The 12,034-nt window shown below is 61.2% G+C and carries 16 protein-coding genes; 5 read left to right on the forward strand and 11 right to left on the reverse strand.

Going from position 1 to position 12,034, the window contains the following annotated elements; genetic code table 11:
• The first annotated feature begins 50 nt into the window (after positions 1 to 50).
• Genes AC1RDQ_RS01785 through AC1RDQ_RS01795 form a run of 3 tightly spaced genes read left to right on the forward strand, consistent with a single transcriptional unit; the run spans position 51 to position 1,794 of the window.
• Complete coding sequence (locus AC1RDQ_RS01785) at positions 51 to 623, forward strand: chorismate mutase (RefSeq protein WP_492586072.1); 573 nt, start codon at positions 51 to 53, stop codon at positions 621 to 623.
• 6 nt (positions 624 to 629) lie between these two features.
• Entirely contained in the window at positions 630 to 1,373 is a 744-nt protein-coding gene (locus tag AC1RDQ_RS01790) for an SGNH/GDSL hydrolase family protein (RefSeq protein ID WP_492586073.1), read from the forward strand.
• Positions 1,366 to 1,794 (forward strand): nuclear transport factor 2 family protein, encoded by a 429-nt coding sequence (locus AC1RDQ_RS01795; protein WP_090456533.1) that lies wholly within the window; start codon positions 1,366 to 1,368, stop codon positions 1,792 to 1,794. Before AC1RDQ_RS01790 ends, AC1RDQ_RS01795 begins: the two co-directional genes overlap by 8 nt.
• Positions 1,795 to 1,939: 145 nt before the next feature.
• On the opposite strand, the gene AC1RDQ_RS01800 is transcribed toward AC1RDQ_RS01795, so the two are convergent.
• Genes AC1RDQ_RS01800 through AC1RDQ_RS01815 form a run of 4 tightly spaced genes read right to left on the reverse strand, consistent with a single transcriptional unit; the run spans position 1,940 to position 6,180 of the window.
• The gene (locus tag AC1RDQ_RS01800; protein WP_492586075.1) at positions 1,940 to 3,064 is read right to left on the reverse strand and encodes an agmatine deiminase family protein; all 1,125 of its coding nucleotides are present in this window, start codon (positions 3,062 to 3,064) and stop codon (positions 1,940 to 1,942) included.
• 48 nt (positions 3,065 to 3,112) lie between these two features.
• Positions 3,113 to 4,213, reverse strand: a complete 1,101-nt coding sequence (locus AC1RDQ_RS01805) for an extracellular solute-binding protein (RefSeq protein WP_492586077.1) — start codon at positions 4,211 to 4,213, stop codon at positions 3,113 to 3,115.
• Position 4,214: 1 nt separating this feature from the next.
• On the reverse strand, positions 4,215 to 5,123 hold the full coding sequence (gene aguB / locus AC1RDQ_RS01810; protein WP_057714218.1) for an N-carbamoylputrescine amidase: 909 nt from the start codon (positions 5,121 to 5,123) through the stop codon (positions 4,215 to 4,217).
• Positions 5,124 to 5,127: 4 nt separating this feature from the next.
• Positions 5,128 to 6,180, reverse strand: coding sequence for an agmatine deiminase family protein (locus AC1RDQ_RS01815; protein WP_057714217.1), 1,053 nt, complete (start codon positions 6,178 to 6,180; stop codon positions 5,128 to 5,130).
• A 134-nt stretch (positions 6,181 to 6,314) separates the two neighbouring features.
• Here AC1RDQ_RS01815 and AC1RDQ_RS01820 point away from each other — a divergent pair, with 134 nt between their 5' ends.
• Entirely contained in the window at positions 6,315 to 7,190 is an 876-nt protein-coding gene (locus AC1RDQ_RS01820; protein WP_057714216.1) for a LysR substrate-binding domain-containing protein, read from the forward strand.
• Here the strand turns inward: AC1RDQ_RS01820 and AC1RDQ_RS01825 are convergent, their stop codons facing one another.
• The 6 genes from AC1RDQ_RS01825 to AC1RDQ_RS01850 form a co-directional block, all read right to left on the reverse strand.
• Positions 7,191 to 7,580 (reverse strand): c-type cytochrome, encoded by a 390-nt coding sequence (locus tag AC1RDQ_RS01825; RefSeq protein WP_057714215.1) that lies wholly within the window; start codon positions 7,578 to 7,580, stop codon positions 7,191 to 7,193.
• A 137-nt stretch (positions 7,581 to 7,717) separates the two neighbouring features.
• Positions 7,718 to 8,161, reverse strand: coding sequence for an arsenate reductase ArsC (locus AC1RDQ_RS01830; protein WP_057714214.1), 444 nt, complete (start codon positions 8,159 to 8,161; stop codon positions 7,718 to 7,720).
• Between the two features lie 24 nt (positions 8,162 to 8,185).
• Positions 8,186 to 9,115 (reverse strand): Ppx/GppA phosphatase family protein, encoded by a 930-nt coding sequence (locus AC1RDQ_RS01835; RefSeq protein WP_492586079.1) that lies wholly within the window; start codon positions 9,113 to 9,115, stop codon positions 8,186 to 8,188.
• Between the two features lie 276 nt (positions 9,116 to 9,391).
• On the reverse strand, positions 9,392 to 9,730 hold the full coding sequence (locus AC1RDQ_RS01840) for a hypothetical protein (protein ID WP_057714212.1): 339 nt from the start codon (positions 9,728 to 9,730) through the stop codon (positions 9,392 to 9,394).
• 67 nt (positions 9,731 to 9,797) lie between these two features.
• Positions 9,798 to 10,460 (reverse strand): ATPase, encoded by a 663-nt coding sequence (locus tag AC1RDQ_RS01845; protein WP_492586081.1) that lies wholly within the window; start codon positions 10,458 to 10,460, stop codon positions 9,798 to 9,800.
• Positions 10,461 to 10,642: 182 nt separating this feature from the next.
• The gene (locus AC1RDQ_RS01850) at positions 10,643 to 10,978 is read right to left on the reverse strand and encodes a hypothetical protein (RefSeq protein ID WP_090456550.1); all 336 of its coding nucleotides are present in this window, start codon (positions 10,976 to 10,978) and stop codon (positions 10,643 to 10,645) included.
• A gap of 206 nt (positions 10,979 to 11,184) precedes the next feature.
• Between AC1RDQ_RS01850 and AC1RDQ_RS01855 the strand changes: the two genes are divergently transcribed.
• Positions 11,185 to 11,502: an NIPSNAP family protein gene (locus tag AC1RDQ_RS01855; protein ID WP_057714210.1), complete on the forward strand. Its 318-nt coding sequence runs from the start codon at positions 11,185 to 11,187 to the stop codon at positions 11,500 to 11,502.
• A gap of 1 nt (position 11,503) precedes the next feature.
• Here AC1RDQ_RS01855 and AC1RDQ_RS01860 read toward each other — a convergent pair whose 3' ends face one another.
• Positions 11,504 to 11,962 carry a GNAT family N-acetyltransferase gene (locus AC1RDQ_RS01860; protein ID WP_218496250.1) on the reverse strand — a complete coding sequence of 153 codons (459 nt, stop codon included), beginning with the start codon at positions 11,960 to 11,962 and terminating at the stop codon, positions 11,504 to 11,506.
• Between the last annotated feature and the right edge of the window lie 72 nt (positions 11,963 to 12,034).

Genomic DNA, 12,034 nt, shown 5'->3' on the forward strand with positions numbered 1-12,034 from the left:
CTTGTGATACACAAGCCGGAGTGATTTTCGCGTCCAAGGAGGTTCTGCCCATGCCCCGTTCCCTGCACCTGCCGCACTGGCTGGCCTGCGCCCTGCTCGGCTTGCTCGCTGGCAGCGCCCAAGCCGGCACGCCCCCCCCGGCGCCAGATGCCTTGCAGCCCTTGCTGGCGACGATGAATGAGCGGTTGAACATCAGCGAACTGGTGGCGCTGACCAAGTGGGACAGCGGCAAACCGGTCCAGGACAACACCCGGGAAGCGCAAGTCATCGCCAACGCCAGGAAGCAGGCGGCCGAACGCCAGCTTGACCCCGACGATGTCGCCGTCCTGATCGCCGCCCAGATTGAAGCCAGCAAACTGGTGCAATACGGCCGGCTCGCACAATGGCAAGCGGCGCACAAGGCACCGGACACGCCACGGCCAGACCTGGGCAACGACATCCGGCCCAAGCTCGACAACCTGCAGAACCTGCTGCTCACGCAGTACGCCGCGTTCCTGCCCTACCGCAACGACCCGAACTGCCCTCAATGGCTGGCCACCGAACGTTCCGCGCTGATCAAGGATTATTTGCATGGCCAGGCGATGATTCGTGCGACCGGGGAGCTGTGTATTGCAGGGCGATAACGTCAAATGAGCCACATTGAAACCCTCGCCAAAATCCTGCTCGGCCCGTTGTTGCTGGCGCAGGGCCTGTATACGCGGCGGGTGACGCCCAGGTTGCCGGAGGCCGAAGGTGACCGCCAGGGCCAGGCCGGCAGCGGTGACGTGCTGCGCTTGTTGATTGTCGGCGACAGCGCCGCAGCGGGGGTGGGTGCGGCGACTCAAGGTGAAGCCCTCAGTGGTCGGCTGGTCGCGCGCCTGGCCGATGATTACCAGTTGTCGTGGAAACTCTGGGCGCACTCGGGGCTGGATTCACAAGGGTTGCTGGAGCTGCTCGAACAGCACGCCCCCGAGCCGTTCGATGTGGCGCTGTTGTCGATTGGCGTCAACGATGTCACCAGCTCTCTCACCCTGGATCAGTGGCTCGCTCGGCAACGGCGCTTGATGGCGCTGCTGTGCGATAAATACGCGGTGAGGCAGATCGTGGTGTCGCCGCTTCCGCCGATGCATTTGTTCCCCGCGCTGCCCCAGCCGCTGCGCTGGTTTCTGGGTTTCAGGGCGCGGCGGTTCAATGCACATCTTGCGGATCTGGCCGCACGCCTGGATCAATGTACGATGCTGACCACCCCGCTGGCGCCCGAACCGGGCTTGATGGCCAGCGATGGTTTTCATCCGGGGCCGATGCTTTATCGGCAATGGGCCGACGATGCCGCCAGGGTGATCGACCAACGCTTTCGCACCACAACAATAAAAACAGGAGTTGAAGATGTCTGAGCTGAAACTGAACCCCAATGTCGCAGCGTCCCTGAAGCAGTGGCACGCGATGCTCGACAACCGCGACTTGAGCGGTTTGCCCGAAATGCTCGATCCGCAGGCGGTGTTCCGTTCGCCGATGGCGCACACGCCGTATCCGGGAGCGCCGGTGGTGTCGATGATCCTCAATACGGTCATGGACGTGTTCGAGGATTTTGCCTATCACCGTGAGCTGGCGACGGCGGATGGCTTGAACGTGATTCTCGAATTCAGCGCCAGGGTCGGCGAGAAAGAACTGAAGGGTATCGACATGATCCGCTTCAACGAACAGGGCAAGATTGTCGAGTTTGAAGTGATGGTGCGGCCGCTCAGTGGCTTGCAGGCGCTGGGTGAGGAAATGGGGCGGCGGTTGGGGGCTTACCTGAAGGCCACAAAAGCCTGACATCCTGATCCCCCCTGTAGGAGCGAGCTTGCTCGCGATGGGCGTTAACAAAAACGCGTGCTTGCTGGCTCAACGCGGCGCTCTTGAGTCCATCGCGAGCAAGCTCGCTCCTACAGGTACAGGTTTTGTGTAAAACCGGAAGTCATCACACCATCGGCTGGTGACTGGTCACGCAGTGAATGCCGCCACCGCCTGCGGAGATCGCGTCGATGTCGAGTTGCACCACCTTGCGCTGCGGGTAGAGTTCGGACAGCAGGTCGAAGGCCTTGGCATCGGCTTCTTCGTCGCCGAATTGCGGAGCGATGATCGCGCCATTGATCACGAAGTAGTTGATGTAGCCCGCGGCGAAGTCCGGGTTGTCGTTGCTGAACCGGCTGTTGCGCGGGTTGAGCGGCGGCGACACGGTATGCACCTGCAACTTGCGGCCATCGGCATCCGTGGCGTTTTCCAGGATCTGCAGATGGGCGCGAGTGACCTTGTAGTCGTAGGACTCGGGGTCATTGTCGAGGTTAGCGATCACCACGCCGGGCTTGACGAAGCGCGCATAAAAATCGACATGGGCGTCGGTGATGTCCTTGCCCTTGATGCCCGGCAGCCAGATGATTTTGCGCAAGCCCAGCCGTTCTTTCAGTTCCTCTTCGACCTCAGCCTTGCTCCAGTCCGGATTGCGATTGCGGTTGATCCAGCTGCTTTCGGTCATGATCCCTGTGCCGTGGCCATCCACTTCGATGCCACCGCCCTCGCCCACCAGTTCGCTTCGCTGGTAATCCGCCTTGGCGTTTTCGGCGACCAGGGCGGCCAGTTGCGCATCGTCCGCATGCTGCTGTTTGTTGCCCCAGCCGTTGAAGTTGAAGTCCACGGCAGCAAGGCCGCCGCTTCCGTCGACGACAAAATTGGCGCCGATGTCGCGCATCCAGATGTCATCCAGTTCGGTGATCACGAAGGTCGTGTTGTGGCTGCCGCATTTGGCTTCGGCCAGGCGCCGTTCGCTCTGGCGACAGAACACGGTGACCGGCTCGTATTGGGCAATGCTGCGGGCGATCCGGCCAAGGGCGTCTTGCACGTGGGGCGTGAAGTCCTCCCAGATCGCGGCCTGTGCCCCGAAGGCGATGAAGGCCCGCTGGTGTTTGTCCCCTTCATCGGGCATGTACCAATTGCCTTTGCCGGCCGCTCGCGCGGGCATGGACCCAAGGCCCAATCCCATGGACGCCACCGTGCCCATTGCGGCTGCGACCGATACCTGCTTGATGAATGTTCGACGTGTCGGCATGTGGTTTCCTGAAATCGAGGTTTGGCCGGCCCTCGGGCCGGCCAGTGATCATTTGACTGTAGCGGTCTTGAATTTGGTCCAGGTGCGCATGCGTGCCCGCATGTCGGCCTGGGGAATGTCCTTGCCGGGAATCAGCCGCGCGTAGGTGGCATCATCGAGATAGATGTCCGGGTTGTTGCGCATCGCGGCATCGACATCCGGGCGTGCCTTGGCGTTGGAGGTCGGGTAGCCGGTGAAGTTGCTGATGGCTGCCATGTTCTGCGGGCGCATCACGAAGTTGATGAACGCGTAGGCGTACTCCGGATGCCGGGCGTCGACGGGAATGGCCATGGTGTCCATCCACACCGTGGTGCCTTCGCGGGGGATGCGGTAGTGGAAGGCGGTTTTCTTGCCGGCACTATCAGACGTGCGTTGCGCCTGGGTCATGTCGCCGCTGTAGCCGAGGGACATGCACAGGTTGCCGTTGACCAGGTCGGTCACCGGTTGCGACTGGAACTTGCGAATGTACGGCCGCAGTTTCATCAGCAAGTCACTGGCCGCCGCCAGGTCCGCCGGTTTGGCGCTCCGCGGGTCGCGGCCCAGGTAATTGAGCACCACGGCCAGCACTTCGTCCGGCGAGTCGATCATCGAGATGCCGCAGTCGGCGAATTTCGCCGCCAGTTCCGGTTTGAACAGCATGTCCAGGCTGTCGACCGGCGCATCCGGCGCACGCTGGGCGATCTGTCCGGCGTTGTAGGTCAGGCCGATGGTGCCCCAGGTGTACGGGACCGTGGCCTGGCGCGACTGCTCGTAGTGCGAGCGCAATTTCTGCAACCCTGGCTCGACGTCGTTCAGAGCAGTAAGTTTTGACTGATCCAAGGGCTGCAAACTGCCGGCGCGCATCAGGCGTTCGGCCACGGTGTCACCGGGGAAGATCAGGTCGTAGCCACTGCCGCCAGCGAGCATTTTCGCTTCCAGGGTTTCACTGCCGTCCATCACGTCGTAGATCACTTTGATGCCGGTTTCGGCGGTGAACTTGCTCAAGGTGTCCTCGGCGAAATAGTCGGCCCAGTTGTACAGCCGCAGGGTTTTCTCTTCGGCGTGCAACGCAGGCACCGCACAGCTCAGCGCCAGCCCCATGGCCAGCCACAGCTTGTTGATCGTGTTCATGTCACACCCCTTGGGTTGCCCAGCGTGAGTGGATCTGACGACCGTCCTGGGTCAACAAGGCGCCGTACATTTCCGGACGGCGATCGCGGTAGATACCCCAGGTCAGGCGGTCCTCGCGCATAGCCGCCAGGTCCAGGCTGTGGACCAGCACGCCGGTGCTGTCGCGGTCGGCTTCGGCGAGCAACTTGCCCTTGTGGTTGCAGATGAACGACGAGCCATAGAAGCTCATTTGCAGAGTCGGGTCGGTGGTCGCCGCTTCCCGGCCGACCCGGTTGGCCGCCACCACCGGCAGCAGGTTGGCGGCGGCGTGGCCGCGCATGGTCATCTGCCAGTGATCCCGGGAATCGAGAGTGGCACAACCCGGTTCGGAGCCGATGGCCGTCGGGAACAGCAGCACTTCGGCCCCCATCAACGCCAGGCAGCGAGCGGTTTCGGGGAACCACTGATCCCAGCAGATGCCCAGGCCGATGCGCCCGAACGCGGTGTCCCAGACCCGGAAACCGCTGTCGCCGGGGCTGAAGTATTCTTTCTCCTGATAGCCGATGGCGTTGGGGATGTGGGTCTTGCGGTACACACCCAACAGGCGCCCGTCGGCGTCGGCCACGCTCAGTGAGTTGAAGTAGGCGTTGCCGGCCTTCTCATACCAGCTCAGCGGCAGCACCACGCCCAACTCTTTCGCCAATGCGGCGAAGCGCTGGAGCACGTGGCTTTCGCGATACTCCTCGGCCAGTGCCAGGTGTTTGTGGTGTTGCTCGATGCAGAAATACGGCGTGGCGAACAGCTCCTGCAACAGGATGACCTGCGCGCCCTTGGCCGCAGCTTCGCGGACCAGTTGCTCGGCCTGGTCGAGGTTGTGTTTCAGGTCCCAGGTGCAGGGCATCTGGGTGGTGGCGATGGTCAGCAGTGTCATGGCATCAACCCCGCACCGGCCAGGCCGGCTGTTGCTGGGTGATGCAATGCACACCGCCACCGCCATGGGCCAGATGGTTGATCCGCACCGGCACCACTTCACGACCGGGGAACGCCTGCGCCAGCACTTCGGCAGCGACCTTGTCGGCATCGATGCCGTAGGCCGGCATGATGATCGCGCCGTTGGCGATATAGAAATTGGTGTAGGAGGCGCAGAACACTTCGGCCTCGGTGTCCACCGCATCGGTGGCTTCGAACAGTTCGATCAGTTCGAACTGGCGGCCCTGGGCGTCGGTGGCCAGTTCAAGGGCGCGGCGGTTCTCCCGGGCCACTTCGGCGTACACCGACTGCTTGTCGTGGGTGGCGTCCACCAGCAACACGCCGGGACGGGCAAAGGCGCACACGCCATCGACGTGGCCGTCGGTCATGTCGCCGGTCACATAGTCCGGATCGCCCGGCAGCCAGATGGTTTTCTTCACGCCCAGCAGGCGGGTGAAGATCTCTTCGATCTCGGCCTTGCTCACGCCCGGGTTGCGATTGGGGTTGAGCAACACCGATTCGGTGGTGATCAGCGTGCCCTCGCCGTCCACATGAATCGCGCCACCCTCGTTGCTCAACGCCGTGCCGAAGCACTCCAGTCCCAAATGATTGAGCGCACGGCGGGCCAGGCTTTCGTCCAGATCGTGAGCCGACTTGCCGCCCCACGCATTGAAGCGCCAGCTCACACCGGCCAGGCCTTGCTGCGGGTGGCAGACGAAGCTCGGGCCGGAGTCGCGGCACCAGCTGTCGTTGACCGCCAGTTCGATCAACTCGATGTTCGGTCCGCACAAGGCTTTGGCACTGGCGATAGCTGAAGGATCGACCACCAGTTTCACCGGTTCGAAGCGGGCGATGGCGTTGGCCACCCGGGCGAAATCTTCTTGAACCTGTGGCAGTGTCACCCGCCAGCCTGACTCCCACAGGGTCTTGTTGTGCGGCCAGACCATCCAGGTGGCGGCGTGAGTGACCCACTCGGCCGGCATCGTCCAACCGCTGTTTTGAATTACGTTCTGCTGCATGACAAGCACCTCTGAGTTAAGTCATTGTGTTCAATGAAAACGGCCTTGGCGGTCTTGGCATGCATGCTACGGCTGGAAAAACAGGCAAACAAACGATGGATTTTGCAGACAACTGATTAGAGGAGCTTATCGATATGCTCAAACACTGGCCGCCCCTGAGCACCCTGCGCGGCTTCGAAGCCGCCGCCCGGCTGGGCAGTTTTCACAAGGCTGCCGACGAGTTGCACCTCACCCAATCGGCGATCAGCCAGCAGATCCGCAGCCTTGAGGCGTACCTGGAGCAACCGTTGTTCCATCGCAGCGGGCGCAGCGTCAGCCTGACCGATGCCGGTCACGACTTGCTCAGCACCACCCAGGCGTTGTTGCAGCAACTGGCGGTGGGCATTCGCCGCCTGGGGCAATACCAGAAGCCCAATCAACTGGTGCTCAACACCACACCGGCGTTTGCCCGGCACTGGTTGTTGCCACGGTTGGGGGATTTCCGCCGACAGCATCCGCAGGTCGATCTGTGGATTTTCAGCACCGATGAAGTGCCGGACATGGCCAGCCAGACCATCGACCTGGCGGTGCGCGACGACATCAGTTCCCAGGCCGAATGCAGTTTCAAGGTGCTGCACGCCGACCGCCTCTACCCGGCGTGTCACCCGAGCCTGTTGGCCGTGCCCGTGGAACAGCGCACCACCTTGCATGGCGAGCGGGAAATGGACTGGAGCCACTGGGCGGTGGAATCGGGCATAGATGTGGGGCAGATGGATCAGGGGCTGAATTTTTCCGATCCGGGTTTGCTGCTGGACGCAGCCTGTACCGGACTGGGCATTGCGCTGGTGAGCCAGTTGCTGAGTCGGCAGGCACGGGCCACCGGGCTGTTGCAGCCGATGGTGGAGCAAACCATCCGCGGCCCGAACTGGGCGCTGCTGACCCACCGTGACAGCGAGAACATCCCGATGGCGCGGGCCTTTACCCAGTGGCTGGTCGACAACCTGGCGGCCGAGCAGCAGACCACGGCGTGATCATTGCGCCGGGAAAGTTTGCAGGTAGGCCAGCAGGTCTTCGATTTTTTCCGGGTCGCTGAGGCCCCAGAAAATCATGCGGGTGCCGGGCACGACTTTCTTCGGCGCTTCGAGGTAGGCGATCAGGGTTTCGCGGTCCCAGACCAGGTTGGCGGATTTCATCGCGTCGGAATACACGTAGTCCGTGGTGACGGCGGAATGGCGACCGATCACGCCATTGAGTTGCGGGCCAAAGAAGGCGCGAGCCGATTCACCGATCTGATGGCAGCCGCTGCACAGGCGCTTGTACACTTTCTCCCCGGCCTGGACATCGCCCGCAGCAAGGGTGGGTGTGCTGAACAGGCCCGCGGTGAGCGCCGAGGCGAGGGTCAGTGCTGCGAGTTTCTTCATGTTCCGTTTCCAGTCGGGTGTTGCCGGATGGCTATTGGAACATGCGGGCCGGGGATATCCCAAGTGGTCAAATGGACGCAATCCCTGTGCTCATCATGATGGTTGTGACCGATGAGGGTAGACGGTGTTCGAGGGTTTCAGGAATCGCTGCCTGACGGCGCCTGGGGCACGGGGCGGGTTTTCACGGTGACGAACATTTTGATGCGGTCGCCGATTTCCTGGAGGGTATGGCGGAACGGGTCGTGTCTTTCGCTGGTGGTCGGGTCTTCGAAGCTCCAGACCATCACTTCACCGGTAAACGGCATGCGTGAGGCCTCTTCGCAAGACTTGTCGCACAGGGTGATGACGTAGTCGAATTCCTGGCCTTCGAAATCTTCAAGGGACTTGCTGCGCAAGCCGCTGGCATCGACGCCGATGTGATCGAGGGATTCGAATGTGCGCGGGTCGATCTCGCTGGCCTCAAGCCCGGCGCTGAAGGCCTGGAAATCGGCAGGATCGGTGTGGCGAAGCAGGGCTTCAGCCATGGGTGAGCGGACATCGTTTCGAGCGCAGACGAACAGCACGCGACGGGGGTCGGTCATGGGTTTACCTCGGCTGGCAGGTTTTTAGTGTTTGCTCATCAATCCATGCAGAACGCCGAACCGCAGACCCGGTTCCGACGCAATCATATGCGTGATCCCGAACACCTTGAACGCCGCCAGCATCACCACCAGACCACCGGGCAGAATGCTCAGGCGGTGGATGGGCAAACCGGCCAACTTGAGGTGTTTCACATGTTTGACTTCCAGCAGGCGCAACGACAGGCGCAACAGGCCACCGTAGGTGATGCCGCCTTGGCCCTCATCATTGAGGCCATTGGCCTTGAGCACCTTGGCCAACATCCGCGCCGTCCCTGAAGAACCGATCGCCTGCTGCCAACCCATGGCGCGATAGCGGCGGGCAATGCGTTCGAATTGCACGGTGGCTGCGCGTTCGGCCTCCAGCAGCGCTTCGGCCACGATCCGCCCGCCGTGGAAGTAATGCGCACCGAAGGTGCCGCTGCCGATGGCAATGCTCTCGGTGACCAGCAACCGGTCGCCACGGCCGATGATCATTTCCGTGGAGCCACCGCCGATATCCACCACCAGCCGCGTGGTTTGCGCCGGCAAGGTGTGGGCGACGCCGGCGTAGACCAGTTGCGCCTCTTCGTGACCGGAAATGACGTCGATGCGAAAGCCCAGGTGCCGCTCGGCACTGGCCAGGAACAGCGGCGCATTGTCCGCTTCGCGTACCGCGCTGGTGGCCACCGCCCGCACGCGCCCGGCCTCGAAGCCGCGCAGTTTCTTGCCGAATCGCGCCAGCGCCTGCCAGCCACGGTCCAGCGCCAATTCATCGAGCGCCCCGCCCTGCAGGCCCTCGGCCAGACGCACCGGTTCACGCAGGGTTTTCACTTCCTGGATGACCATCTGCTGGTTCCGTCTCACCGACTGGCCAATCATCAGGCGAAACGCATTAGAGCCCAGGTCGATGGCGGCAAACAGCGGGGCGTCTTTCATACGGGGTTCCTTGCACATTCATCTGCCGGCGGACTGACGGCCGCCGGTCACTCAAGACGGATTGCGAGGATCTTGCCATTGCTTTGATGACACCCGGATGACAGGCCTGGAGTTCTGACCCACACCACAACAGTGGCAGGATTTTCGGCATCCTGATGGATGGCCATGAAGCTGTCATCGAATCGTCATGGACCGAGCGCCATACTCAGTCCATCCAATGCGTGCTTTAACTTTCCGCTGCCAGTCCCGGCAGCTTTTTTTTGCCTGAAATTGCCCTTACAAACACTCCTGCGCCGCACGCTCGAACGTCGACGGCACGAAGGTCGACGCCAGCAGCTTGCGCTCGTACAGGAATACCTTGCCGCCGTTCGAGGCTTTATAGGTTTCAAGCACGTTGTCCGCCGACACTTTGCTTGATACGACGATCCGGTAGCTGCGCTGGGTCTGCGACACCGTTGGGTTGAGCGCATCGTGCTGCAACTTCGGCACCACGCAATGGGTGTACTCCTCCGGCGACTTGCTGGTCTGCAAGGTCATGGTCGGATCGTTCGGCGTGGCACAACCGGCCAGCAGCAGCGAAGCGAAGGCCAGGGTCGGGGCAAAAACAGTGCGCATGAATCAGGTCCTGAATAGAAATCCACGGTGGATCGGGTTGCCCGCCGCTCAATGGACGTCGGGCTTGTTAGTTTGTTGTTGCGGTCAATCCGGCGGTTACCAGCGCCTTCAACGACGCATCGAACTGTTTCAGCGCGGTCAGTTGCAGGTCGCGTTGCTGTTCGATTTGCGCGGCGATCTCGGGCGCGGTCTTGTCATGCACCCATACCGACGGCAGTTGTTTTTCCACCGCGCCTTCGGCCTTGCCGATGTACTGCAGGTTGGCGTCGTAGAACCGCGCGGCGAAACGCGCCTCGACCCGGTCGTTACGCTGAGTCAGCAACTGATTGTGGGTATCGAGCATCACCACCACATCGGGATGGGCCTGCACCAGGGCATCGAGATTGTCGTAGACCGTCACCGACAGAAAAGTGTGGTGCAACGAACCCATCAGCCAGTCGATGGCCAGGTCCGGATCGGAACTGTTGACGAACGCCTGGCGAATCCGCGTATCCAGTGCGTTCTTCGCACCGTTGACGGCCACCGAGTGGTATTGCTCAAGGTATTGCAGGTTTTCCACAGTGTTGTCGCTGTAGAGCACCCCGACCGTCTGACCGTATTGCAGCCCGCTGTGACCGCCGGTGATCGGCGGCAGATGGCAGGCGCGTGCATCTTCGGCAAAGGCCGATGCGGTGGACGCAACACTGCCCAGTAACAGGGCAATCACAGCCAGTCGGGTCAAGATTTTCATCGCGCAGGTTCCTTGAGCAGCGTGTTCAATGCAGGCAATTTTCCGCCTTTGCGCACAAAACAGAACTTGCGATTCTTGATGGTGACTATTGATTGAACCAATAGTGTGGCGGCGGGGTTCCCGCGGGCGAAAAAAAGCCCGGCTCGACCGGGCTTTTCACGTCAACGCGACAGGTATTGCGTTTATTGAACGTTCTTCAGCTTAACCACATCACCGGAAATCTTGGTGGTGTAACCCGTTAGGACCCACGCCCAGAACCAGCGCTCCTGCACCTGTGTGTTGATCATGGCATCGCCGCCTTTGGCCTTGATTGCCTCGTCCTGTGCGCGCACAAAACGACTGTTCTGACGGATCGGGATGATGCCAAACAACAACAGGCCGGTGGCGCTCGCTTCACTGTGGCCCAGCACGGTGTACTGACTGCTGTCGTAATGCTGGGTATTCATCGGGGCACTGTTGCAACCGGCCAGTACCAGACCGAACAGGGTAACGGCAGCCACTTTACTGAGGTATTTCACTGAACAACTCCAGAGGGGGAACGCCCGAGATCAATTCTCGGGCGGTGCGCATCCTAGCGAAAATGATGCCTCATTGATATCACCCTTGAAGCTGACCACAGCAATAGTGTTCAGTTGGCGCAAATTTACCGGTCTATGGCGCATACATTGCTGTGGCGACAGCTGCAATCAGCGGATAGTCAGACGCTTTATCAAGGAGAGAAACAATGGTCACTTGCTACCTGAAATACGTGCTCGATCCCTACCAGCTCGAAGCGTTCGAGCACTACGGCAAGTTGTGGATTCCCCTGGTGGAAAAGTTCGGCGGCCAGCACCACGGCTACTTTTTGCCGTCGGAGGGTGCCAACAACATCGCCCTGGCGCTGTTCACCTTCCCCAGCCTGGCGGCGTACGAACATTACCGGCAGCAGTCGATGAACGATCCAGAGTGCATCGCAGCCTTCAAGTACGCGGAGGAGAAGAAATTCATCCTCAGCTACGAGCGTTCATTCATGCGGCCGGTGTTTGGCGAGCAGGCGCGCTGAGTCAGCCTTTTTGCAGATCCAGGCAATAGGTGTAATAACCGGGGTCGCGCACCCAGCCCAGGGATTCATACAGGCGCTGGGCGGTGAAGTTGTCGGTGGCGGTTTCCAGGGTCATGCCTTTGCCACCGGCCAGCTTCGCAAAATCCCGGGCGGTGTTCATCAGCACGGTGCCGACGCCTTTGCCCCGGGCGGCGGGTGTGGTGAACAGGTCACCGAGCAGCCAGGTGCGATGGGCGTCGATCGAGGAAAAGGTCGGGAACAGCTGGACGAAGCCGAGGTTTTCACCATCGCTGTCCCGGGCAAGAAAAATCACCGATTCATCCCGGGCGAGGCGCTCGGCGATAAAGGCGCGCGATTGCGAAAGATTCGACGGCTGCTGGTAGAACATCCGGTAGGCGTCAAACAAAGGGGCGATCTGGTCGATGTGCGATGCGTCGGCGCGCAGGGCCTGAATAGCCATGAGGGTGCTCCATTGCGGTCTCAAGGAATTACAGACTAGCAATGGCGAGGCAACAGCGACGTAAAATTTTCT

The organism is Pseudomonas sp. GW823-FHT02E01, from assembly GCF_058797535.1.

Excerpts from the sequence above, each read along its gene's own strand:
- AC1RDQ_RS01785 (WP_492586072.1), top strand. The coding sequence starts at position 51 with ATGCCCCGTTCCCTGCACCTGCCGCACTGGCTGGCCTGCGCCCTGCTC.
- AC1RDQ_RS01790 (WP_492586073.1), top strand. The coding sequence starts at position 630 with ATGAGCCACATTGAAACCCTCGCCAAAATCCTGCTCGGCCCGTTGTTG.
- AC1RDQ_RS01795 (WP_090456533.1), top strand. The coding sequence starts at position 1,366 with ATGTCTGAGCTGAAACTGAACCCCAATGTCGCAGCGTCCCTGAAGCAG.
- AC1RDQ_RS01800 (WP_492586075.1), bottom strand. The coding sequence starts at position 3,064 with ATGCCGACACGTCGAACATTCATCAAGCAGGTATCGGTCGCAGCCGCA.
- AC1RDQ_RS01805 (WP_492586077.1), bottom strand. The coding sequence starts at position 4,213 with ATGAACACGATCAACAAGCTGTGGCTGGCCATGGGGCTGGCGCTGAGC.
- aguB (WP_057714218.1), bottom strand. The coding sequence starts at position 5,123 with ATGACACTGCTGACCATCGCCACCACCCAGATGCCCTGCACCTGGGAC.
- AC1RDQ_RS01815 (WP_057714217.1), bottom strand. The coding sequence starts at position 6,180 with ATGCAGCAGAACGTAATTCAAAACAGCGGTTGGACGATGCCGGCCGAG.
- AC1RDQ_RS01820 (WP_057714216.1), top strand. The coding sequence starts at position 6,315 with ATGCTCAAACACTGGCCGCCCCTGAGCACCCTGCGCGGCTTCGAAGCC.
- AC1RDQ_RS01825 (WP_057714215.1), bottom strand. The coding sequence starts at position 7,580 with ATGAAGAAACTCGCAGCACTGACCCTCGCCTCGGCGCTCACCGCGGGC.
- AC1RDQ_RS01830 (WP_057714214.1), bottom strand. The coding sequence starts at position 8,161 with ATGACCGACCCCCGTCGCGTGCTGTTCGTCTGCGCTCGAAACGATGTC.
- AC1RDQ_RS01835 (WP_492586079.1), bottom strand. The coding sequence starts at position 9,115 with ATGAAAGACGCCCCGCTGTTTGCCGCCATCGACCTGGGCTCTAATGCG.
- AC1RDQ_RS01840 (WP_057714212.1), bottom strand. The coding sequence starts at position 9,730 with ATGCGCACTGTTTTTGCCCCGACCCTGGCCTTCGCTTCGCTGCTGCTG.
- AC1RDQ_RS01845 (WP_492586081.1), bottom strand. The coding sequence starts at position 10,460 with ATGAAAATCTTGACCCGACTGGCTGTGATTGCCCTGTTACTGGGCAGT.
- AC1RDQ_RS01855 (WP_057714210.1), top strand. The coding sequence starts at position 11,185 with ATGGTCACTTGCTACCTGAAATACGTGCTCGATCCCTACCAGCTCGAA.
- AC1RDQ_RS01860 (WP_218496250.1), bottom strand. The coding sequence starts at position 11,962 with ATGGCTATTCAGGCCCTGCGCGCCGACGCATCGCACATCGACCAGATC.